Raw genomic sequence first — 22,184 nt, 5'->3', positions numbered from 1 at the left:
CCCAGACGACCGCCATTCGCCTGCTGCGGATCCCCGCGTCCCGCCCCCGTGCTGAAAACTTCAGGTTCAGGCGTGCTGCACGCCCGCACGCTTGAGCAGTTGCTTGCAGCGCTCTGACAGATGCACGACGCGCAGGTGTTTACCGGCTTTCTGATACCGCTCGCGCAGGGTCTTCAGCGCGGCAATCGCCGAGTAGTCGACGAAGCGCAGGTGGCGGCAGTCGAGCGTGACGTGCGCCGGGTCGTTGAGGTGATCGAACTGTTCGAGGAACGGCGTGGTAGAGGCGAAAAACAGCGTGCCGTGAACCTGATACAGCTTGCTGCCGTCGGCTTCGCAATGGCTGTCGACGTACAGTTCGCGGGCCTGTTGCCAAGCGAAATTCAACGCCGCGATCAGGATGCCGAACAGCACGGCAGTGGCCAGGTCGGTGACCACGGTCACAATGGTCACGGCGATGATCGCCAGCACGTCATTCAACGGGACTTTGCGCAGCACGCGAAGCGAGGCCCAGGCAAAGGTCTGCTGCGACACGACGAACATTACGCCCACCAGCGCCGCCAGGGGAATGCGCTCGATCAGTGGTGAGAGAAACAGCACGAACATCAGGATCATGACCCCAGCGACGATGCCCGACAGGCGACCCCGGCCGCCGGAACTGAGGTTGATCACGGTCTGCCCGATCATCGCGCAACCGCCCATTCCGCCGCACACGCCCGAAGCGATATTGGCGACGCCCAAGGCCACGCATTCGCGATCCGGGTAGCCGCGGGTTTCGGTGATTTCGTCAGTGAGGTTGAGGGTGAGCAAGGTTTCCAGCAGGCCCACCAGCGCCATGAGGATGGCGTATGGCGCGATGATGCGCAGGGTCTCAAGGTTCCACGGCACGTCCGGCAACGCGAGGTCAGGCAGGCCGCCAGCGATGTGGGCCATGTCGCCGAGGGTGCGTGTCGGCAAGTCGCACAGGTAGACCAGAAGCCCAACGCTGAGAATGGCCACCAGCGCAGGCGGCACCGAACGCGTCAGGCGCGGCAGCAGATAAACGATGGCCATGGTCAGCGCGACGAGACCGAGCATCACGTACAGCGGCATGCCGCTGAGCCAGTGTTCGCCGCTTTTGAAGTGTTCGAATTGGGCCATGGCGATGACGATGGCCAGCCCGTTGACGAAGCCGAGCATCACCGGATAGGGCACCATCCGCACCAGTTTGCCAAGGCGCAACACGCCAAACCCGATCATCACCAGACCGCCCAGCAACACCGTCGCCAGCAGGTACTGCACGCCGTGTTGCACCACCAGCGCGACGATCACCACGGCCATCGAGCCCGCCGCCCCCGACACCATCCCCGGCCGACCGCCGAACAGCGCAGTCAACGTACAAATGATGAATGCGCCGTACAGGCCCATCAGCGGGTTGAGGTGTGCCACCAGGGCGAAGGCGATGCATTCGGGCACCAGGGCGAACGAGGTGGTCAGGCCGGCAAGGACGTCGGCGCTTGGGCGAGCGGGTTTCATGGATTACCTGAAAGAGAAGGCGCAAAGGGTGGGGATGTTACGGAATGTGAGGCGGAAGGTCGACGAACGAACGCTTCTTTCAGAAGGATATGGGCGTCCAGGCTTCATGCAGAACCCGTGGGAGCCGGCTTGCTGGCGAAAGCAATGTGTCAGATAACATGACGTCGAATGGCACACCGCTTTCTCCGGAACGCTGCCCACACTAAGCCGACTCCCACGGATACGATGTCGGTCGCAGATTTATGACCTATGCATGACCCCTGTGGGGGGCCGTCTTGGTGCGGGCCGTGGTCGGGCGAACGCGGAGTGTCAAGTCATTCAGCTGTCACTGACCCACCGCCTTCGCCAGCAAGCCGGCTCCCACGGATACGATGTCGGTCGCAGATTTTATGACCTATGCATGACCCCTGTGGGAGCCGGCTTGCTGGCGAATGCGGTTTGCCAGCGAGCATAGAATCTCCCACGGCCTTCGGCCAAAATCAAAAGCAGATTGCTGGGCATCTGTACCGGCGTCCAGGTGCAAATGAATCTATATCAGTGTCCACTCTCCTTTGATTGTGTAACGATGTTTCGCCTGAATGAACACCGCCCCATTGCCAAGGACAGCACACCGATGCTCGCCGCGCTCAGACATTACCCCGCTTCAGTCAATCTCCTGCTGTCGTCATCGCTGTTACTGACCCTGGGCAGGGCGATTACCTTGCCGTATCTGGTCATTTATCTGTCGTCCAACTTCACGCTCGGCATCAGCGAGATCGGCATGATCGTCGGCAGTGCGTTGATCGTCGGCTCGTTGTTGAGCCTGTACGGCGGTTATCTCACCGACAGGCTGTCGAGCTACAAATTGATTCTCTGCTTTACCGGTTTCTTCTTTGTCGGCTTCATTGGCATGTGCCTGACAGGCCGGTTGTGGCTGTTCTTCTTGTTTCTGGTGTCGTTCAACTTTGCCTATTCAGTGATCGATATCGTGGTCAAGGCCGCGTTTGGCAAGTTGCTGCCGATCGCGGAGCAGAGCAAGGTGTTTTCGGTGCGCTACACCTTGATCAACATCGGTTATGCGGTGGGGCCGTTCATTGGCGCGGGACTGGCGCACTGGAACATGAAGCTGCCGTTCCTCATGTCGGCAGCGCTGGGATTGGGCTTTTTCGCGGTGTACGCGATGTACGGCGACCGTAGACTCAGCTCCGCCGACCCGGCCAATGCACCGGTGTCGTTCCTCGCGGTAGGACGGATTCTGCTCAAGGACTATCGATTGGTGTGCTTCACGGTGGGTGGCGCGCTCAGCGCCGTGGTGTTCGGCCAGTTCTCAGCCTACATTTCGCAGTACCTGGTGACGACCAGCACGCCGGAATTCACCTACAGCGTCATCAGCTCGGTGGTGGCAGTCAACGCGGCGGTGGTGATCTGTCTGCAGTATTTCGTTGGTAAACACATCAGCCATCAGCACCTCAATCAGTGGCTCACCGCAGGTTTCAGCCTGTTCCTGATGGGCGTGGTGGGCTTCGCGATGTCCAGCACCGTGCTGCATTGGTCGCTGGCCGTGGCCGTGTTCACGTTGGGTGAAATCATCGTCTTCCCGGCGGAATACATGTTCATCGATCGCATCGCCCCGACCCACCTGCGCGGGATGTATTACGGCGCCCAGAACCTTTCCAACCTTGGCGGCGCGCTGGGCCCGGTGCTGTGCGGTTTTGCGCTGGCCGCGCAGCCACCGGCGTTCATGTTCTCGATGTTGGCGGGCTTCATCGTGGCGGGCGGCTGCTTTTACCTGCTGGGTGCGTCCTATTCGAAGCGTCAGGGCGACGTTGCCCAATGAGTGCGTTGTCACCCCTGGATGCCTGGCAGCAGGCAGTCGACGCGCAGGGTTTTCTGCCGGACCAGGCCCAGCGCCAGGCCGCGCAGCAGTTGCAAGCCTGCTGGCAAGCGCTCAACGACAGCGGGCCGCGGGCGGCGTTGAAGGGCGTCTACCTCTGGGGCCCGGTGGGGCGCGGCAAAACCTGGCTCATGGACCGGTTTTTCGAGGGGCTGACCGTCCCCGCCCGCCGACAGCACTTTCATCACTTCATGCGTTGGGTGCATCAGCGCCTGTTTCAACTGACCGGGGTGCCCCATCCCCTCGACGTGCTCGCCCGCGAGCTGCGGCAGGAGGTGCGGGTGTTGTGCTTCGATGAGCTGTTCGTCAACGACATCGGCGACGCGGTGATCCTTGGCGGGCTGTTGCGGGCGATGTTCGACGAAGGGGTGGTGCTGGTCTGCACGTCCAATCAGCTGCCTGAGCAGCTGTACGCCTCCGGGCACAATCGCGAGCGTTTCCTCCCGGCGATCACGGCGATCAATCAGCACATGAATGTCGTGTCAGTGGACGGCGGCGAAGACCATCGTCTGCACCCCGGTCAGGCGCAGCAACGTTATTGGGTGGCGCACGACCAAGGGCCAAGCGCGTTGCTCGAGGTGTTCGAAGCCCTGAGCGCGGGCGAGACGGTGTCGATCCGGCCAGTGCCGTTGGGGCGACGGCACGTGGCCGTGGTGCGCTGCAGCCAGACCGTGGTCTGGTGCCGTTACAAGGACCTGTGCGAGCAGCCGTTGGCGGCGATGGATTTCATCGAATTGTGTGATCGTTACACGGCGGTGCTGCTCAGCGAGGTGCCGGCATTGAGCGCACCGCAGCGTGAAGGCCGCATCGCCCGTGGCACCGAGGACGGCGTCGAGCAGGTGGTGGCAGGGGACCGCGAGCTGCCGCAATTGTCGCCCTACGACGACGGCGTGCGGCGGTTCATCGCCTTGGTGGACGAATGCTACGACCGCAAGGTGCCGCTGTACGTCGAAGCGGCGATGCCGATGGAGACCTTGTACACCGAGGGTTACCTGGCCTTCGCCTTTCGCCGGACGTTGAGTCGGCTGCAGGAAATGCAACTGGCGCGGTTTGGGCAATGAATGCCGGTCTCATCGTTGGCGGGATGAACTGCCTGTGGGAGTGAACTTGCTCACAAATGACGCGTTTCAGCCAAAGAACATGCGCTGAATTCACCGGCCTATTCGCGAGCAAGCTCACTCCCACAGCGGAACGCGTTCATCCTGGGTAAGAGTGTTCGGGCGACGATCTGTCCGTCAGGTGTTATTCCGTCGCCGCTGCGCCAGTACGTGCTTGGCGCCTTCGCCCATCAGCACCATGACCCCGAGCCAGATGGGCACGTACGTCATCCATTCATCCCGGCCAATGCTTTCACCTAGCAGCAGCGCGACGCCGACCAGCAGCACCGGCTCAACGTAGCTCAGCAGGCCGAACACGCTGAACGCCAGCAGGCGACTGGCGAGCAGGTAGCTGACCAGGGCCGACGCGCTGAGGGCGCCGAGGATCGGGATCAGCGCGTAGAAACGCGGGTAGTCCTCAACCACCCCCGGATTGCCCTGACAGATGAACAGCACGGCGACCGGCAGGATCAGCAGCATGTCCCACCACAGTCCGCCCAGGTTGTCGGTTTTGAGCGTGCGCCGCAGCACGAAATAGATCGGGTAGCCGCCGCAGACCAGCAAGGTCTCCCACGAGAAACTCCCCAAGCGGATCAGCTCGTTGCCGACGCCGACCAGTGCGCAGCACGCCGCAACGGTTTGCAGGCGTGACAGCCGTTCACCATAGACGACGCGTCCCGTGAGAATCATCGTCAGTGGCAACAGGAAATACCCCAGCGATACCTCCAGGCTCCGCCCGTGCAACGGCGCCCACATGAACAGCCACAATTGCACGCCCATCAAGGACGCCGAGAGTGCCATTGCCCCAAGCAAGGCGGGGGTCTGGCGAATGCGTGCCGCCAAGGCACGGGCCAATCGCCAGTCGCCGCTGGAGAGCATGAAGAGCGTGACGCACGGCAGGGTCAGCAGCATGCGCCAACCGAATATTTCTTCTCCACTCAAAGGTTTCAGCAATGAGGTGTAGTAGTACATGACCGCGAAGAGGCAGGAGGCCATGACCGATAACGCAACACCCTTGTACACGGGGGCTCCTTGTTTCGGTTCGAATCGAATGGGTTGGAAATGCCACGAGTGCAGGCTCTGACGGCCCGCTTGCAGGCATCGGCGCACAGTCTAGCCGAAGCCATCCCCGCCGTTCGCGGAGATTCTGGTAAACCCAGGGTCGGCTGGCAGTAAACGATGCCTGTTTGGCAGAGAACGAGACCGCGCGCGCGTTGAGGCGAATACCCCCGGGCAGGAGAATGGTCCTCAACGCGCCACACCGGCGCCGCTGACTGAGGAATCGCCCATGACCCAAGAAATCGCCGGTATCAAAATCCCTGACAGCGCCCTGGCCCGCGCGACCACCGACTACATCCGGGACGAAGAAGACGATCTGCTGTTCAACCACTCCCGCCGCGTGTTTTTGTGGGGCGCGTTGACCGGTGAGCGCAAAGGCCTCAAGTACGACGCCGAACAGCTCTATGTCGGCGCGATGTTCCACGACCTGGGCCTGGTGAAAAAACACAGCAGCCCGGACCTGCGTTTCGAGGTGGATGGCGCCAACGCCGCTCGCGCGTTCGCCAAGCCGTTCGGGCTGTCGGAAGGCGATCTCGAGCAGGTCTGGTTGTCCATCGCACTGCACACCACGCCGGGCGTGCCGGAGCATCTGCGGCCGAACGTTGCGCTGGTGACGGCCGGTGTCGAAATGGACGTGCTGGGCATCAACTACGAGCAGTTCAGCGACCAACAGCGCGAGGTCGTGACCCACGCCCACCCGCGCGGCGAGGATTTCAAAGAATGCATCCTCTGCGCCTTCGCCAACGGCTTCCGCCACAAGCCCGACACTACCTTCGGCACGGTGAACGCCGATGTTCTGGTGGATGAAGACTCCGCCTTCAAGCCGCTGAACTTCGTGAACATCATCCGGCAGTCACCTTGGAAGGCGTAACAAGTACGCGGTTGAACCTGTAGGAGCCGGCTTGCTGGCGAATGCGGTCAGTCAGCCGATATTTTCGTGACTGACCCGACGCCTTCGCCAGCAAGCCGGCTCCCACAGAGGTCATGCATAGGTCATAAAACCTGCGACCGACGTCGTATCCGTGGGAGCCGGCTTGCTGGCGAATGCGGTCAGTCAGTCGATATTTTCGTGACTGACCCGACGCATTCGCCAGCAAGCCGGCTCCCACGGTATTTTGTCCGCGATACCGCTAATGTCGGCGGCCTAAGCCACAGTCTGCAGGTTGAGGCATTCCTGAGGCATTACCGCTGGACATTCCTTCTTCGTCATTGCGCCGGGCTTTGTTAGGCTGCCGGTGGGTCGGCCTATGACGGGGCGACGTGGTTGAAAAGGGAGCGGCGAATGACCTCCATCGGCACCGCGGCACCGGTCGTGCCTGGTCGGCTGGAACAGGTGTCCACCCGGGTGGCATTCTTCGTCACCGGGTTCAGCATTTCCGCGTGGGCGCCGCTGGTGCCGTACGCCAAGAGCCGTCTTGGGCTCGATGACGCCAGCCTCGGTCTGCTGCTGTTGTGCCTGGGCATCGGTTCGATCCTCTCCATGCCGCTGGCAGGTGCGATGACGGTTCGTTACGGCTGCCGGCGCATTATCGTGGTGGTCGGCAGCATTGCCTGCCTGTGCCTTCCTTTGCTCGCCACCCTCACGCACGTGCCGCTGATGGTGGCGACGTTGTTTGTCTACGGCGCGAGCATGGGCGCGCTGGGCTGCGTCACCAACATTCAAGCGATCATTGTCGAGCGAGCCAGCGGCAAGACCATGATGTCGGGCTTTCATGGGCTTTTCAGCTGTGGCGGGATTCTCGGCGCGGCAGGGGTGTCGGCGCTGTTGAGCGCCGGTGTCTGGCCGTGGCTGACGATGACCTTCGTCGCGCTGTTCATTGGCCTGGCGTTGTACAAGGCTGGGCCGAACATGCTCGGCTACGGCAGCGAAGCGGGAGGCCCGGCGTTCGCGATTCCCCATGGCGTGGTGCTGTTCATCGGCCTGATGTGCTTCACCGTGTTCCTCACTGAAGGCGCGATGCTTGACTGGAGCGCGGTGTTCCTCAGCGCCCAACGGGGTGTCGAAGCGTCTTACGCGGGATTCGGCTATGCCGTGTTCGCCCTCGCCATGGCCATCGGCCGACTGTGCGGCGATCCCGTGGTGCGACGATTGGGCGTGCACAATATCATCCTGTTCGGCGGGTTATGCGCCGCGCTGGGCATGGCCGTCGCGACACTGCTTCCGTACTGGCAGGCGGCGTTGTGTGGCTACGCCCTGGTGGGTATCGGCTGTTCCAATATCGTGCCGGTGTTCTACAGCGCGGTAGGGCGGCAGAAGACCATGCCGGAGAACGTCGCGGTCCCGGCCATCACCACCCTCGGCTACATCGGCATCCTGATGGGCCCGGCAGGCATCGGTTTCGTCGCCCACCTCAGCAGCCTCGGCGTGGCCTTCATGATCATCGCCGTCATGCTGCTGGGCGTGGCACTCAGCGGCCGCTACCTGAAAGTTTGAGCGTTACAGCGTGCGTGCCGTGCCCGACACCCGAATCGAACTGCCAGGCACATCGCTGAATTCGGCACGAATCCGCGAACGGCTGCCCATGTCTTCGCCTTGCACGATGTCGATCATGCCGCCGTGGTCCCAGCCTATATCGCGCAGATAACCGGCAAACGCCGCACTCGCCGCACCGGTGGCCGGGTCTTCGTACACGCCGCCGAAAGCGAACGGGTTGCGGGTGTGGAACAGGCGAGGGGATTCGGCGAACACCAACAGAATCGTCACCAGCCCCTCGCGCACCATCAATTTCCGACCGGCCTCGAAGTCGTAGCGCATGTGCTTAAGCGATTCACGACGGTTCAGTGCCAGCACCAGATGCTGCGCGCCGCCGTTGATCAACGCGGGCGGGATGCGCAGGTCAATGTCTTCGGCCTGCAAATCGAACAGCCCCATGGCCTGGCTGAGCACTTCCTGGCTGACCGGCTGGCTGTGGGTGGGCGGGGATTGCAGGGCAGCGGACGTCAACGCGCCCTGTTGATAGCCCTCGACGGTGATCTGCGCGTGGTTGAGGTGCAGCGAATATTCGCCCTCGCCATAGCGACCTGCCAAGGCAGCCCCCAGCGCGATGGTGGCGTGACCGCAAAATGGCACTTCGGCTTGCGGCGAGAAATACCGCACACGCCAACCGTCGTTTTCCGGGACGGCGAATGCGGTTTCCGAATAACCGACCTCGGCGGCCACGGCCTGCATCGTGGCGTCGTCGGGAAACGTCTCACCGATCCACACGCCAGCGGGGTTGCCGCCTTGATCCGCGTCCGAAAATGCCGAGAGTCTGAGGATATCCAGTGCCATGTTCGCGTCAGCCTTGAGCCGTTGAAGGGAGGCATGATTGTTGACGAATCGGGCAGGGGGCACCAACGAAAAGTGCTGATGCGTAGGATTCAACGCGTTGATGCCATCGAGTAGCCGGTCTGAAACACCTACTGCGTAGGAGCGTGCCTTGTCCCGCGATGGCTGCGCAGCGGTCGCAATGTTGGTGTATGCGGTGTGTCCGAAATGGCGCGGTCCCAGGTTTTCGCGACTGCTGCGCAGCCGATTGCGGGACAAGCCCGCTCCTACAGGCGGTGGCGGTCGTGAGTACGCCACCGTCGGCAAGCCGGACTGCTACAGGTACAGATGGGTGCCAGCCCCCGCCCATCAGCTCGGGATCATGGCAAAGCCAACCCCAAACCGGTTCCAGGCGTTGATGGTGGCGATGGCCAGGGTGATGTTGACGACTTCGTTTTCGCTGAAATGCTCGAGCAGCGCTTCATATTGATGCTGTGGCGCGTGGTGAATCGAGAGCTGGGTCAGGCTTTCGGTCCAGGCCAGTACGGCTTTTTCCTTTTCACTAAAGAAGGTGGTTTCTGACCAGACGCTCAGGGTCTGCAGGCGGGCTTCGGTTTCACCGGCCTTGCGCGCGTCATTGGCGTGCAGGTTGACGCAGTAGGCGCAGCCGTTGAGCTGCGAAGCACGCAGGCGGATCAATTCGAGCAGTGCATGTTCGAGGCCGGAATTGACCACAGCGTTTTCCAGGGCGGACATGGCTTTGTAGGCTTCTGGCGATTTCTGTCCCCAGGTGATGCGCGAGTTCATGGCAGTGTTCCTTTGTAGAGAGAGGTGGCTGAACTGCGGGCTACCTTACCGCTGAGACACTGGGGGACCGAATAGCCAATGAGTCGGGATACCGGGAGACCAATCGCGATCCCGCACTGCGATGAATCTCGTCGCGACCAACACGCTTCATGAACGCCGCCGACACGCTTTGCGCCTTGCCCCGACGGCGCAACGATCTAGCATGAGCGGCACCCATCACAAGGAGTCATCCATGTTCGCCGGATTTCAAAAAGATCAGCGCTACGTAAACGGTGTGCAGATCGCCTACCGCATCGGGGGCAGCGGGCCGGGGCTGTTGCTGTTGCATGGACACCCGCAGACGCACGTCATCTGGCATAAGGTCGCCGAGCACCTGAGTCAGCATTTCACGGTCGTTGCAGCCGATTTGCGGGGTTATGGCGACAGCAGCAAGCCGCTTGCGACTGAGGACCATTCCAGCTATTCCAAGCGCGAAATGGCGCGCGACATGGTTGCACTGATGCGCGAACTGGGGCTGCCGACATTCTCGATTCTGGCCCACGACCGGGGCGCGCGGGTGGCCCATCGCCTGGCGCTGGATCATCCGCAGGCAGTCAGCCGCATGGCCTTGCTCGACATCGCACCGACGCTGGCCATGTATAGCCAGACCGATGAAACCTTTGCTCGGGCGTACTGGCACTGGTTCTTCCTGATCCGTCCGGCGCCGCTGCCGGAGACATTGCTGGAGGCCGATCCCGAGCAATATCTGCGCAGTGTGATGGGCAGCCGTAGCGCCGGGTTCACCCCGTTCACCGACGAAGCGTTCGCCGAGTACGTGCGCTGCGCCAAATTGCCAGGCACGGCCCGTGGGGTCTGTGAGGATTACCGTGCCAGCGCCAGCATCGACCTGGACCATGACCGCGCCGACCTCGACGCGGGTCATCATCTGCACTTGCCGCTGCTGGTGTTATGGGGCGCGGAAGGCACCGTGGGCAAATGCTTCGACCCGCTGAAGGAATGGCAGCAGGTCGCGACGGACGTGCGGGGCAGGGCGCTGCCGGGTGGGCATTATCTGGCAGAGGAGATTCCGGAGGCGCTGATGGCCGAGGTGATGCCGTTTTTGACGTCATGATTGGGGCGACTCAGTCATCGCTGATCCAGATGCGTTTGTGAGTCTTCGCGGAGCGGGAGATCTTTTTCACGCCCCGGTTCTGTCCTAAGACCCAGCCCCTTGTAGGGAGTGAGCTTGCTCGCGATGAGGGAGTGGCATTGATGCACATTGGGATGTTGCACGGTCCATCGTGAGCAAGCTCACGCCTGCAGGCGGGGATATCAGGCAGCAGGCAGCATCAGCCCTCAATCCTCACCCGCCTCCAACACAAACCCCTCCGGCATCTCCTGCGCGTATGCATTCACCAATTCCCGCGTCAGCCCGACGATGTCCTCCACCCACTCCATCCCGGCCCCGGTGCGCCAGCTGGCAACGATATCCATCACCGGCGGCAGGGGCACGTTTTCAATCTGGGTCAGCACCCCCTGGGCCAGCTCGCCGCGCACCAGGGTGACGGGCAATGCACCAATACCGAACCCATCGCGCACCAGTCGGGTGATGGCCGAGGCCGAATTCACGCAGTTGATGCGCGGGGTAATGATGTTCGCCGTGTGCAGCATGTTGAGGATGTCCTGATGGGGCCGTGAGTTGCGGGAAAACGTCACGATCCGCTCCTGCGCGATGTCTTCCAGCGTTACGTCCGGACGGTCGAGAGCGGAGCCAGTCGGCACCACCCAGTGCAGGGGATAGCGCGCCAGCATGGCATTGCGCACGCTGTCCAAACGCAGGATGTCGGTCTGAAAGATGATGTCCTGATAGCCCTTTTCCAGCTGCACACACAGATTGCTCGCGGTCTCGGCGGTCAGCTCGATTTCCAGATTGGGGTAACACTTCATCAGCCGTGTTACCAGCGGACTGAGCCAGGTGTGTATCACCGTATCCATTGCTCCGATGCGGATCCGCCCCCGTACCTGGCTGGGGTCTTTGATCGCCGCCTTCATGTTTTGCAGGGTGTCCATGATGTGCTCGGCGTATTCCAGCACCCGCAAGCCTTCGGACGTCAGCGACACACCCTTTGAATCGCGCACGAACAATCGCACGCCCATTTCGTCCTCGAGCGTGGCAATCCGGCTGGAAATGGAGGCCTGGGTGCTGAACAGTTTTTCGGCGGTCAGGCGGAAGCTTTTCAGCCGTGCGACCCAGACGAAGGTTTCCAGAAACTTGAGATTCACCGAGCGTTTTCCTTCAACGATTGAGCGACGGCAAGAATGTTCGAAGGCGGCAATTGCCTCCGGCATCCTCGGCAGGTGCGTGCTACGGGCAGCAGGTTGCATGCCATCCGCTCAACAGAAATTTTTATGGGGCATAGCGGTTTTTTCCCGTTGGACGCCATGGGCCAGCCTGCCGAAAGATGGCCGCCGACACGAGAAAGGTACGACGCCGGGCAGGGCAATCCCTCCCGAAACACGCGTCAAGCCTTCAGGGTCGGGGTGTTTCGATGCCCGACCTCATTCATCCGCCGCGCTCTGCCAGCAGTCGGTCATTACCGCTGCGCGCTCATGGGAAGAGGCTTCAATGACACATAACAATCAAAAATACGTCTGCGCGCTGCTGGTTGGTGGTGCGACGCTGACTTACGGAATGACCGCACAGGCCGACTTTTTCGGCGACAGTAAGGGCGAACTCGAAGCCCGCAATTTCTACTTCAATCGCGACTTTCGACAGGCAGGCGCGCGGGACAAGGCCGAGGAGTGGGCTCAGGGTTTCCTGTTACGTCTGCAGTCAGGCTACACCCCGGGCACGGTGGGTTTTGGCCTCGATGCGCTGGGCATGCTCGGGCTGAAACTGGACTCCGGCGACGGCACCGCAGGCACCGGATTGCTGCCCGCTGATCGCTCCTCCGGCGGCTCGCAGGATGACTACGCCAAGCTCGGGCTGACCGCGAAAATGAAGGTGTCGAAGACCGAATTGAAAGTCGGCTCGCTGTTCTTCAAGGACCCGGTGATCAACTCGAACGATACGCGGCTGTTGCCCCAGACTTTTCGCGGCGGGCTATTGACCTCGAAGGACCTGGACAACTTCACCTTTACCGGCGGCCACATCGACCGCATCAAAGCCAACAGTTCCTCGGACTTCACCGAGATGAGCGCCAACCGCATCGGCGGCACCAGCAACGATTTCACCTTCGGCGGCGGCGAATACCAGGTCACCCCGCAACTGGCGTTGAGCGCCCATTACGGGCAGCTGGAAAACGTCTATCGGCAGTATTACGGCGGGCTTGTGCACGTGCTGCCGCTGGGGGTGGGGCAGAGTCTGAAGTCCGACCTCCGCTACGCCAGCAGCCGCGAAGACGGCAACTTTCGTGACCTGGACAACAAGGCCTTGGGCTCGATGTTCACCTACAAGCTCGGCGATCAGGCCTTCGGATTCGGCTACCAGCGGATGACCGGCAGCGACCCGTTTCCCTATATCGCAGGCAGCGATCCGTACCTGGTCAACTTCATCCAGATCGGCGATTTCGCCAACGCCAAGGAGCGCTCTTGGCAGGCGCGGTATGACTACGACTTCGTGGCGCTGGGCCTGCCGGGCCTGACGTTCATGACCCGTTACGTGTCCGGCGACAACGTGGAACGCGCGGCGGGTGGCGAAGGCAAGGAATGGGAACGCAACACCGACATCGGCTACGTGATTCAGAGCGGCGCACTGAAGAACCTCGGCGTGAAATGGCGTAACGCAACCGTGCGTTCGAACTTCGGCAATGATCTTGATGAGAACCGATTGATCGTGAGTTACACGCTGGCGATCTGGTAGTGCACGGCGTGTGTGACCGAACGCCTGAATCAAAGCACCCCAACAACGAGATTCCTATCATGCAAACCGCTATCAACCTCTGGCCGCTGCTGGGCGTGCTGGTCATCGTTCTGGGCTTCGTCCTGCGTTTCAACCCGATGCTGGTGGTCGCGCTCGCGGCGCTGGCGACGGGTCTGGCCGCGAGCATGCCGCTGGAGGCGATCCTGGCGACCATCGGCACGGGCTTCATCAAAACCCGCACCCTGCCGCTGATCATCCTGCTGCCCCTGGCCGTCATCGGTCTTCTGGAGCGTCACGGCCTGCGCTTGCACGCGCAGAACTGGATCGCGCGCTTCACCCGCGCGACTGCCGGACGCCTGCTGATCGCTTACCTGTTCGTACGTGAAACCACCGCAGCATTGGGCCTGACCAGCCTTGGCGGGCATCCGCAAATGGTCCGTCCGTTGCTCGCGCCCATGGCAGAAGGCGCCGCCGAATCGCGTTTCGGCAAGTTGCCCGAAGCTCTGCGCATCAAACTGCTCGCGCTGTGCGCGGCGACCGATAACGTCGGACTGTTTTTCGGCGAGGACATCTTTGTCGCCTTTGGCGCCATCGCCCTGATGCACACCTTCCTTCAAGGTTCGGGCATTGACGTCGATCCGATGCATATCGCGGTCTGGGGGATTCCGACCGCGATCTGTGCCTTCGTGATTCACGCCATACGCCTGCACCGTTTCGACCGCCGCCTGAATCGCGAACTCACGGCGCTGAAACCCTCATCGCCGATCGCGCAGGAGGTGACCCCATGATCCTGTCCATTCAATACCTCTACTGGTTGGCAGGGGTGATTCTGGCGATTACCGCGTTCATGACCGTCACCGACCCCAGCAACCCCAAGCGCTGGAGCACGGGCGCGTTCTGGGGGCTGTTCGCGATTGCGTTTTTGATCGGCGATCGTTTGCCCCCGGTGTGGGTCGGTGTGGGCGTGGTGGCGATGGCTTTGATTGCAGGCCTCGGCGGCGTTGGTTTCGGCCGACACGACAACTTGCCGGACAAGGCGCGGCGGGCAAGTGCAGGGCGCCTGAAGAACAAGCTGTTCATTCCGGCGCTGGCGATTCCGCTGGTGACAGTGGTCGGTGCGGTGTTGCTGAAAAACGTCAAAATCGGCCAAGTCTTTCTGCTCGACCCGGCCAACAGCACCTTCGTCTCGCTGGGCATTGGCAGCTTGGTGGCGTTGACACTGGCGTGCTGGCTGACCCGCGACACACCGGTGCAGGCCATGCGCGAATCCCGGCGTCTGACCGAAGCGTTAGGCTGGGCGCTGGTGTTGCCGCAAATGCTGGCGATGCTCGGGTTGGTGTTCAATGACGCTGGGGTTGGCAAGGCCGTGGCGCACTTGGCAACGGCTTACATCAACCTGGATTTCCGCCTGGTGGCTGTCATGGTGTATGTGCTGGGGATGGCCCTGTTCACGATCGTGATGGGCAATGGTTTCGCAGCGTTTCCGGTGATGACTGGCGGCATCGGCGTGCCGGTGCTGGTGGGCATGTACGGCGCCAACCCCGCGGTGATGGCCGCCATCGGCATGTTCTCCGGCTACTGCGGCACGCTGATGACCCCCATGGCCGCCAACTACAACCTCATCCCGGCGGCCTTGCTGGAATTGCCCGACAAATACGCCGTGATCAAGGCGCAGATTCCGACGGCGCTGGCGATGTTGGTGGTGAATATCGTGTTGCTGTACAGCTTGATGTAGCGCGTTTGGCTTTTGATTCTGCCCGGCGGTCGTAGGCGCAAGCTTGCGCCTACGACCTCTGGCCAGACTCTAGAGCGGACCGTGGCGTACTCGGAGTTTTCCGTAGCTAATACCCTCATCGCAAACGATTGCGACCACCGGCTGTCTGAATCCATCAGCAGCCGCAACCCCTCTATTTCCGGGCCTCTGACGGGTCGGGCAGCGATGCCCGGCCCGTTTTTGCGTTCGGCTCGTAGAGACTTCCTAAAATATAGGTTGAATAGTCACAACAAATGTTATTTAAATAACAAAAATAATACCGCGTCAGGGTTCATTTCGATGAGATCCGGCGCGTAGACAAGGTAACGACACCCATGAACAAGATCGCGGTCATCGGCAGCAATATGGTGGATTTGATCACCTACATCTACCGGATGCCGGCCCAGGGAGAGACCCTTGAAGCACCGAGTTTCGCCATGGGCTGCGGCGGCAAGGGCGCCAATCAGGCGGTAGCCGCCGCCAAGCTCGGCGCCGATGTGCTGATGCTGAGCAAAGTCGGGGACGATATGTTCGCCGACAACACCCTCGCCAATTTTCAGCGACACGGCATCGATACTCAATTCGTGCAGCGTGTGCCCGGGGTCTCCAGTGGCGTCGCGCCGATCTTCGTGCAGAGCGATTCCCACAACAGCATCCTCATCGTCAAAGGCGCCAACGCGCACCTCACACCGGCTGACATCGACGCCGCGCAAGCCGCTCTGCGCGACTGTGCGCTGATCGTCCTGCAGCTGGAAATCGAGTTGGAAACCGTCTACCACGCCATCGATTTCGCCAAGGCCAATGGCATTCCCGTGTTGCTGAATCCGGCGCCTGCGGTCAAAGGCTTGAGCCGCGAACACCTGCTCAAACTGGACTTCTTCATCCCCAACGAAAGTGAACTGGCCCTGATCACCGGGCAGGTGATCGACTCGCTGGAATCGGCCCGCTCCGCGGCCTTGAAATTAGTGCAGGACGGTATTCGCCACGTGATCGTGACCCTCGGTGAACAGGGCGCGCTGTACGTGGGCGAGGAGGGCGAGTTCCGCGTCGAGGGCCTGAAAGTCGACGCCCGCGACACCACGGGCGCCGGGGATGCGTTCATCGGCTGCTTCGCCCGCCACTGGAGCGAAGACGGCGACATGCGCCGCGCCATGACCCAGGCCGTGGCCTATTCCGCCTGCTCGGTCACCGGCCTCGGCACCCAGAGTTCCTACCCGGACGCTGCCACGTTCGGACGTTTCATCGAATTGCTGTAAGTCAGCCTGAGTCGCCGCGCCTTGCCCGGTCACCCCGAGAGCGAGTCGCTGCATCCCGCACTTCACGGAGAACAACAATGACAAAGCCCGCGCTCCAACAATCCCCGGACGGGTTCTACCTGAACCGCACGCCCTGGTTCGCCTTTATCCTGCTGTGCTGCTGCTTCGCGCTGTGGGCCGCGGCGGCGAGCATGAACGACGTGCTCATCGCGCACTTCAAGAAGGCCTTTTTGCTCAGCGATTTCCAGACTGCGTTCGTGCAGTCGGCGTTTTACCTGGGCTATTTCTTCGTGGCGATTCCGGCGGCGATGGTGGTCCGGCGTTTCAGCTACAAGACCACCATCCTGATCGGCCTGCTGCTGTACATGGTGGGCTGCTCGCTGTTCTTCCCGGCCGCCTCGATGGCCACCTACGGCATGTTCCTGCTGGCGCTGTTCGTCATCGCCGCGGGCCTGTCGTTTCTGGAGACCGCCTGCAACACCTACTCGACACTGATGGGCCCCCGGGAAACCGGCACCCGTCGCCTGAACATCTCGCAGACCTTCCACCCGTTCGGCGCCATGGCCGGGGTGTACGTCGGCAGCTTCGTGATGTTCAAGGACACTGACGCGACCCAGGAGCAGCTCAAGCAGATGAGCGCGTCCGACGCGGCGATTCAACAACTGCAAATGATCCAGTCCACGCTGCTGCCGTACAAATGGATGATCGCAGTGCTGATCCTGATGTTCGTGTTGATCGCCTTCACAAAATTTCCGGCCTGCAAAGGCAACCTCCAGAACAACGTTAAAAAGAGCAGCATCGGCCAGAGCCTGTCTCGCCTGTGGCGCAACCCGCGTTTCACGTTTGGCGTGGTCGCGCAGTTTCTCTACGTCGGCGCGCAAGTGGGTGTGTGGAGTTTCACCATTCGCCTGGCGATGCAGATGGGTGGGATGAACGAGCGCAGTGCCTCATGGTTCCTGCTGACGACCTTCGCCGCTTACTTCGTCGGCAAGATGATCGCCAACCTGCTGATGCGCAAACTGCATCCGGCCAAGGTCCTGGCGATCTACGGCGTGCTGACCATCGTCCTGCTGGCCTACACCATTCTGGTGCCGAACATCAGCGCCGTGTACGCGGCAGTGGGCGTGAGCATTTTCCTCGGCCCGTGCTGGCCGACCATTTACGGCCTGACCATCGACGGTCTGGGCGAAGACACCGGCGTCGGCGGCTCGCTGCTGGTGATGAGCATCGTCGGCGGCGGCGTGATGCCGATCTTCCAGGGCCTGCTGTCCGACGCGACCCACGGCAACATGCAGATCGCCTACAGCGTGCCGCTGCTGTGCTTCGTGGTCATCGTCGCCTACGCCATCAAATGCCTGCGTGACCCGCGCAGCGAGACCGCGCCGGTGGGCGCAACGGTGACCGCCTCATGAACACGACTGTTGCGCTGTTTCCGGAGCTGTTCGCGGGTGAAGAAAAGACCCTGCTGGCGTCCGCCGATTTTCGCGTGCTGGCCTGGACCTACCCCAGCGGCGAGAAGGCGCTGGCCTTGGAAAATAGCCGAGGCCGCGTCGTGGTGTTGCCGTACCAGGGGCAGATGATCTGGTCGGCGGTGTTCGACGGCTGCGACCTGACCATGCGCAACATGTTCGAACAGCCGCGCCCGAGCCCGACCGTGATTGGCACCTATGGTTGCTTCATGTTTCACAGCGGCATTCTGCGCAACGGCTGCCCGACGTCGGAGGACGATCACCCGCTGCACGGCGAAATGCCCTGTGCGCCGATGGACACTGCCTGGCTGGAAATCGGCACGGATGCAGCGGGCGCTTTTCTGCGCCTCGGCGGCGCGTACGAATACGTGATGGGCTTCGGCGATCACTACCGTGCCCGGCCCAGCGTGACCTTGCGTCCGGGCTCGGCGCTGTTCGACATCGGCATGGACGTGCAAAACCTCGCGGGCAAGGCGATGGAGCTGATGTACATGGCGCACATGAACTACGCCTATGTTGCGGGTGGTCGGTTCGTTGAGCCGCTGGGCGTGGAACGCACGCGGGTGCGCAGCAGTGTGCCGGCGCACGTGAAGCCGACCCCGGCGTGGTCGGCCTACATGGCTGAACTGTCAGACGACCCATCGCGCCTGCACACGTTGGATACCCCCGAGCTGTACGACCCGGAGATCGTGTGTTTCTTCGATGGCGTTCAGGCGGATGCGAAGGGTGACGCGCATTTTCTGCTCAAGCATGCCGATGGCCCGGCTTTTTACACGCGCTACAAGCCTGCGCAATTCGACCATGCCGCGCGTTGGATTCTGCACAACGCCGATCAACAGGTGGCCGCGTTCGTGCTGCCTGCGACCTGCGAGCCGGAGGGGTACCTGGCAGAAAAGACCAAGGGCAATGTGCGGGAATTGGGGGCGGGGCAGAGCGCTTCGTTCAATGTGACGACAGGGTATCTGGCGGCTGGGGAAGTGCGGCAGCTGGAAGGTGATCTGAAACGCTGATGGCCCTATCGCGAGCAAGCTCACTCCTACAGTTCAACCGCGTTTCGTCAGGTGAGCCAGATTCAACTGTAGGAGCGCGGCTTGCCCCGCGATCTGCCGGGCACCGGCAGCACACCCGGCGAATGCGGTCTGTTTGGTGCAACGCGTTTGCCGATCTCACGACTGCTTCGCAGCCGATCGCGGGACAAGCCACGCTCCTACAGATGCAACCGTGTTTCGTCAGGTGAGCCAGGTTCACCTGTAGGAGCGCGGCTTGCCCCGCGATCTGCCGGGGACCGGCAGCACATCCGGCGAATACGGTCTGTCCGGTGCAACGCATTTTCTGATTCACGACTGCTTTGCAGCCGATCGCGGCACAAGCCACGCTCCTACAGATGCAACCGCGTTTACCTGTAGGAGTGAGCTTGCTCGCGAGACGCCCGTTCAGTCGATAGACGCGCTCGATGCCGAATCACACCACCACCTGCGCCCCAAACCCCTGAATCAGATCGCGATACCGTTTGGGCAGTTTCTTGTCGCTGACCACCACCTGGAACTGCTCCAGCGTGGCGAAATGCGCGGTGCGCACGGCGTCGAATTTTGAGTGATCGGCCAGCAGCATGCAGTGTCGGGCTTGGCGCAGGACCTTCTGTTTGACTTCCACCTCATTGAAGTTGAAGCAGGTCACGCCGAATTCCTCGCTGACCCCGGCGGCCGAGACAAACGCCCAGGTCAGGCGAATGCCGTCGAGAATGCTGGCTTCGCTGTGGTGTTCGAACACCTGATTCTTGCGGTGGAAACTGCCGCCGCACAGCACGATGTGGCAGTTGGGTCTCTGCTGCAGCTTGAGCAGCACGTTGAGGGAGTTGCACACGCCGGTGAACTCCAGTTCTTCGGGGATGAAGTCGATGACGAAGGGAATCGTCGTCCCGCAATCGAAAAACACGGTATCGCCCGGCTTGATGAACGCGGCAGCCAGCTTGCCGATGCGACGCTTTTCCTCGACGTGGCGCGTGCCTTGCTCGGTGACTTTGTAATCGCTGGCTTCGGAAGGGTCGAACGCCAGGGTGATGTGCCCGCCCAGCAGGTGGAATTTCTCCGGATGACGGCCCAGATCGCGGCGCAGGGTCATCTCCGAGACATCCAGCAGCGCGGCCATTTCACGCAAGTGAATGGCCTTCTGGTCCTGCAGGGCTTGCTGAATCAGTTTGATGCGGTCGGATTTCTTGGTGTCCACGGTGGTTCCGGCTGTCGATTATCTTGATATAAAATTAACACAATCTGTTATATTTAAAACATTGTGGCGGGCGAGTGAACACCCCTTTGCTTGCCGCTCGAAGCTTACCGCTTATCGCTAACCACTGCTTCTAAAGGAAGAGTCTATGAAGATCGAACCCGCCGCGCTCGCGCAGTACATCGACCACACCTTGCTGGCCGCAGACGCTTCTCGCGAGCAGATCGCCACATTGTGCCGTGAAGCGCAGGCACACGGATTCTATTCGGTGTGCGTCAACTCTGGACAGGTGCCGTACGCGGCGTCCCTGCTCTTGGGGCAGAAGGTGAAAGTCTGCGCTGTGGTGGGTTTTCCGCTGGGCGCCGGCCTGAGCGACACCAAGGCGTTTGAAGCGAAGCAGGCGATTGCCGTCGGTGCGGGTGAAATCGACATGGTGTTGAACATCGGCGCGCTGAAAGAGGGGCTGCTGGACGTCGTGCGTGATGACATCGCGGCAGTGAAAAACGCCTGTGGCACTGTGCCGTTGAAGGTGATCTTTGAAACCTGCCTGCTCGACGACGCCCAGAAAATCCAGGCGTGCGAGATCTGCCGTGAGTTGGACGTTGCCTTCGTCAAAACCTCCACCGGCTTCAGCAAAAGTGGCGCGACCCTGGAAGACGTGGCCCTGATGCGCAAGGTGGTCGGTGCGGGCGTGGGCGTCAAAGCCTCCGGTGGCGTGCGGGATTACGCGACGGCCGTGGCGATGATCGAAGCGGGCGCGACGCGTCTGGGCACCAGTTCCGGGATCGCGATTGTCAGTGGCGTACCTGCATCGGGTTCGGGGTACTGACGGTTCGAACGCACTCGAACCTGTGGGAGCCGGCTTGCTGGCGAAAGCGGTGGGTCAGCTACAAAGAGGCTGACTGACATACCGTATTCGCCAGCAAGCCGGCTCCCACAAGGGGACCACCGTTCGGTCAGATAGAGCGGAGCGCTCTTGGCTTCCGGCAAACGGCAGTGACCTTGCGCCGCAATGAATGGCAAACTGCCGGAGCGCTCACCTGACCTCCGGACTTCATCGTTTATGCCGCAACGCTCCCTGGCCCATTTCAAGGCTCGCTGGTTTTTCTGGCTGTGCATGCTTTTGATCGTCGTCGGCCTGCCGGTCGGCTGCGCGGCGTTGCAGCACAAGGAGCGGGAGCTGGTGTTCATGATCGAGCCCGGCACGGCCAGTTGGTACCACGGTATTCCCGCCGATGTGCAGGAGCTTGAACTTAAGGCGCCTTCATTCGGTGTGTCGCAGAACATCCACGCGTGGTGGTGGCTGGCCGAAAAGAAAGACGCGCCCGCGATCCTTTATCTGCATGGCTCACGCTGGAACCTCACCGGGCAATTTTTCCGCATCGAGCAACTGCACGCGCTGGGCTTTTCGATTCTGGCCATCGACTACCGCGGCTTTGGCGAAAGCAAAGGGCGATTGCCGTCCGAAGCGTCGGTGTACGAAGACGCGCGCATCGCTTGGGAACGCCTGAAACAGCTGCAACCCGACCCCCGCAAACGCTTGATCTACGGGCATTCCCTCGGTGGCGCAGTGGCCGTTGACCTGGCCGCCGAGCTGGGCCGGGATGCGCAGAAGGGTGACGAACCCATTCAGGCACGGGGGCTGATCATCGAGTCCACCTTCACCAACCTCGCCGACGTCGCGGCGTCTGTGGCCAGCACCCGCACGTCATTGCCGGTGCGCTGGCTGGTGTCGCAGAAATTCGACTCCATCGACAAGATTGCCGAGATTCACATGCCGCTGCTGATCGTGCACGGCAGCGCGGATCAGTTCGTCTCGCCGCGCTTCAGCGAGCAGCTGTTTCAGGCTGCGCAGGAACCGAAGAACCTGCTGCTGGTGCCGGGCGGCAATCACAACGACAGCATGAACCTGGGGCGACAGGCCTATGGCCAGGCGATTCAGGCGTTGCTCAATGAGAAAGCACCACCGGTGCATGCGGCCAACGACGCCGAGGCCACCGCCAAACAATCCGGTTAGCGAGAACGTCAGCGCCGCCCAGGGTGTCGG

Annotated in this window: 19 protein-coding genes; 13 read left to right on the top strand and 6 right to left on the bottom strand. The window is 61.6% G+C overall.

The genetic code is table 11. The features are described 5' to 3' along the window. Positions 1–66: 66 nt before the first annotated feature. On the bottom strand, positions 67–1,512 hold the full coding sequence (locus tag B3N48_RS12325) for a SulP family inorganic anion transporter (RefSeq protein WP_296183974.1): 1,446 nt from the start codon (positions 1,510–1,512) through the stop codon (positions 67–69). 613 nt (positions 1,513–2,125) lie between these two features. On the opposite strand from B3N48_RS12325, the gene B3N48_RS12320 reads away from it, so the two are divergent. Continuing rightward, positions 2,126–3,328, top strand: a complete 1,203-nt coding sequence (locus tag B3N48_RS12320) for an MFS transporter (protein WP_296184475.1) — start codon at positions 2,126–2,128, stop codon at positions 3,326–3,328. Then, a complete protein-coding gene (zapE, locus tag B3N48_RS12315; protein WP_296183973.1) occupies positions 3,325–4,446 on the top strand; it encodes a cell division protein ZapE in 1,122 nt (373 codons plus the stop codon). The genes B3N48_RS12320 and zapE overlap by 4 nt, the downstream gene beginning before the upstream one ends. 174 nt (positions 4,447–4,620) lie before the next feature. Here zapE and rarD read toward each other — a convergent pair whose 3' ends face one another. After that, complete coding sequence (rarD, locus tag B3N48_RS12310) at positions 4,621–5,505, bottom strand: EamA family transporter RarD (RefSeq protein ID WP_296183972.1); 885 nt, start codon at positions 5,503–5,505, stop codon at positions 4,621–4,623. Positions 5,506–5,770: 265 nt separating this feature from the next. Between rarD and B3N48_RS12305 the strand changes: the two genes are divergently transcribed. Beyond that, positions 5,771–6,412: an HD domain-containing protein gene (locus B3N48_RS12305; RefSeq protein WP_296183970.1), complete on the top strand. Its 642-nt coding sequence runs from the start codon at positions 5,771–5,773 to the stop codon at positions 6,410–6,412. Positions 6,413–6,823: 411 nt separating this feature from the next. Beyond that, positions 6,824–7,975, top strand: a complete 1,152-nt coding sequence (locus B3N48_RS12300) for an MFS transporter (protein WP_296183968.1) — start codon at positions 6,824–6,826, stop codon at positions 7,973–7,975. Positions 7,976–7,978: 3 nt separating this feature from the next. On the opposite strand, the gene B3N48_RS12295 is transcribed toward B3N48_RS12300, so the two are convergent. Both B3N48_RS12295 and B3N48_RS12290 read right to left on the bottom strand, forming a co-directional pair. Beyond that, on the bottom strand, positions 7,979–8,812 hold the full coding sequence (locus B3N48_RS12295) for a PhzF family phenazine biosynthesis protein (RefSeq protein ID WP_296184474.1): 834 nt from the start codon (positions 8,810–8,812) through the stop codon (positions 7,979–7,981). Between the two features lie 345 nt (positions 8,813–9,157). Continuing rightward, complete coding sequence (locus tag B3N48_RS12290) at positions 9,158–9,595, bottom strand: carboxymuconolactone decarboxylase family protein (protein ID WP_296183966.1); 438 nt, start codon at positions 9,593–9,595, stop codon at positions 9,158–9,160. Between the two features lie 232 nt (positions 9,596–9,827). Between B3N48_RS12290 and B3N48_RS12285 the strand changes: the two genes are divergently transcribed. Then, positions 9,828–10,706: an alpha/beta fold hydrolase gene (locus B3N48_RS12285; protein ID WP_296183965.1), complete on the top strand. Its 879-nt coding sequence runs from the start codon at positions 9,828–9,830 to the stop codon at positions 10,704–10,706. A gap of 224 nt (positions 10,707–10,930) precedes the next feature. On the opposite strand, the gene B3N48_RS12280 is transcribed toward B3N48_RS12285, so the two are convergent. Then, the gene (locus B3N48_RS12280; protein WP_296183964.1) at positions 10,931–11,857 is read right to left on the bottom strand and encodes a LysR family transcriptional regulator; all 927 of its coding nucleotides are present in this window, start codon (positions 11,855–11,857) and stop codon (positions 10,931–10,933) included. Between the two features lie 343 nt (positions 11,858–12,200). Between B3N48_RS12280 and B3N48_RS12275 the strand changes: the two genes are divergently transcribed. From B3N48_RS12275 to B3N48_RS12250, 6 genes are all read left to right on the top strand, one after another. Next, positions 12,201–13,436: an OprD family porin gene (locus B3N48_RS12275; protein WP_296183962.1), complete on the top strand. Its 1,236-nt coding sequence runs from the start codon at positions 12,201–12,203 to the stop codon at positions 13,434–13,436. Between the two features lie 59 nt (positions 13,437–13,495). Further along, positions 13,496–14,224, top strand: coding sequence for a DUF969 domain-containing protein (locus tag B3N48_RS12270; RefSeq protein ID WP_296183960.1), 729 nt, complete (start codon positions 13,496–13,498; stop codon positions 14,222–14,224). Beyond that, positions 14,221–15,171: a DUF979 domain-containing protein gene (locus tag B3N48_RS12265; protein WP_296183959.1), complete on the top strand. Its 951-nt coding sequence runs from the start codon at positions 14,221–14,223 to the stop codon at positions 15,169–15,171. Before B3N48_RS12270 ends, B3N48_RS12265 begins: the two co-directional genes overlap by 4 nt. 353 nt (positions 15,172–15,524) lie before the next feature. Continuing rightward, complete coding sequence (gene rbsK / locus B3N48_RS12260) at positions 15,525–16,445, top strand: ribokinase (protein WP_296183957.1); 921 nt, start codon at positions 15,525–15,527, stop codon at positions 16,443–16,445. A gap of 77 nt (positions 16,446–16,522) precedes the next feature. Then, positions 16,523–17,857, top strand: coding sequence for an L-fucose:H+ symporter permease (fucP, locus tag B3N48_RS12255; protein ID WP_296183956.1), 1,335 nt, complete (start codon positions 16,523–16,525; stop codon positions 17,855–17,857). Beyond that, complete coding sequence (locus tag B3N48_RS12250) at positions 17,854–18,924, top strand: aldose 1-epimerase family protein (protein ID WP_296183955.1); 1,071 nt, start codon at positions 17,854–17,856, stop codon at positions 18,922–18,924. The genes fucP and B3N48_RS12250 overlap by 4 nt, the downstream gene beginning before the upstream one ends. A gap of 451 nt (positions 18,925–19,375) precedes the next feature. Here B3N48_RS12250 and deoR read toward each other — a convergent pair whose 3' ends face one another. Further along, a complete protein-coding gene (deoR, locus tag B3N48_RS12245; protein ID WP_296183954.1) occupies positions 19,376–20,140 on the bottom strand; it encodes a DNA-binding transcriptional repressor DeoR in 765 nt (254 codons plus the stop codon). Between the two features lie 145 nt (positions 20,141–20,285). Between deoR and deoC the strand changes: the two genes are divergently transcribed. After that, complete coding sequence (gene deoC / locus B3N48_RS12240) at positions 20,286–20,966, top strand: deoxyribose-phosphate aldolase (protein WP_296183953.1); 681 nt, start codon at positions 20,286–20,288, stop codon at positions 20,964–20,966. Between the two features lie 234 nt (positions 20,967–21,200). Continuing rightward, entirely contained in the window at positions 21,201–22,154 is a 954-nt protein-coding gene (locus B3N48_RS12235; protein ID WP_296183951.1) for an alpha/beta hydrolase, read from the top strand. The last annotated feature ends 30 nt before the right edge of the window (positions 22,155–22,184 follow it).

Origin of the sequence: Pseudomonas sp. UBA1879, assembly GCF_002338065.1 — a bacterium.
Classification (GTDB): Bacteria; Pseudomonadota; Gammaproteobacteria; order Pseudomonadales; family Pseudomonadaceae; genus Aquipseudomonas.
Note: the sequence above shows the minus strand (reverse complement) of the source record. Positions and strands in the feature narration are given on the sequence as shown.

Bases quoted from the DNA above. Each gene is read 5' to 3' on its own strand.
- B3N48_RS12325 (WP_296183974.1), bottom strand. From the start codon at position 1,512: ATGAAACCCGCTCGCCCAAGCGCCGACGTCCTTGCCGGCCTGACCACC.
- B3N48_RS12320 (WP_296184475.1), top strand. From the start codon at position 2,126: ATGCTCGCCGCGCTCAGACATTACCCCGCTTCAGTCAATCTCCTGCTG.
- zapE (WP_296183973.1), top strand. From the start codon at position 3,325: ATGAGTGCGTTGTCACCCCTGGATGCCTGGCAGCAGGCAGTCGACGCG.
- B3N48_RS12305 (WP_296183970.1), top strand. From the start codon at position 5,771: ATGACCCAAGAAATCGCCGGTATCAAAATCCCTGACAGCGCCCTGGCC.
- B3N48_RS12300 (WP_296183968.1), top strand. From the start codon at position 6,824: ATGACCTCCATCGGCACCGCGGCACCGGTCGTGCCTGGTCGGCTGGAA.
- B3N48_RS12295 (WP_296184474.1), bottom strand. From the start codon at position 8,812: ATGGCACTGGATATCCTCAGACTCTCGGCATTTTCGGACGCGGATCAA.
- B3N48_RS12290 (WP_296183966.1), bottom strand. From the start codon at position 9,595: ATGAACTCGCGCATCACCTGGGGACAGAAATCGCCAGAAGCCTACAAA.
- B3N48_RS12285 (WP_296183965.1), top strand. From the start codon at position 9,828: ATGTTCGCCGGATTTCAAAAAGATCAGCGCTACGTAAACGGTGTGCAG.
- B3N48_RS12275 (WP_296183962.1), top strand. From the start codon at position 12,201: ATGACACATAACAATCAAAAATACGTCTGCGCGCTGCTGGTTGGTGGT.
- B3N48_RS12270 (WP_296183960.1), top strand. From the start codon at position 13,496: ATGCAAACCGCTATCAACCTCTGGCCGCTGCTGGGCGTGCTGGTCATC.
- B3N48_RS12265 (WP_296183959.1), top strand. From the start codon at position 14,221: ATGATCCTGTCCATTCAATACCTCTACTGGTTGGCAGGGGTGATTCTG.
- rbsK (WP_296183957.1), top strand. From the start codon at position 15,525: ATGAACAAGATCGCGGTCATCGGCAGCAATATGGTGGATTTGATCACC.
- fucP (WP_296183956.1), top strand. From the start codon at position 16,523: ATGACAAAGCCCGCGCTCCAACAATCCCCGGACGGGTTCTACCTGAAC.
- B3N48_RS12250 (WP_296183955.1), top strand. From the start codon at position 17,854: ATGAACACGACTGTTGCGCTGTTTCCGGAGCTGTTCGCGGGTGAAGAA.
- deoC (WP_296183953.1), top strand. From the start codon at position 20,286: ATGAAGATCGAACCCGCCGCGCTCGCGCAGTACATCGACCACACCTTG.
- B3N48_RS12235 (WP_296183951.1), top strand. From the start codon at position 21,201: ATGCCGCAACGCTCCCTGGCCCATTTCAAGGCTCGCTGGTTTTTCTGG.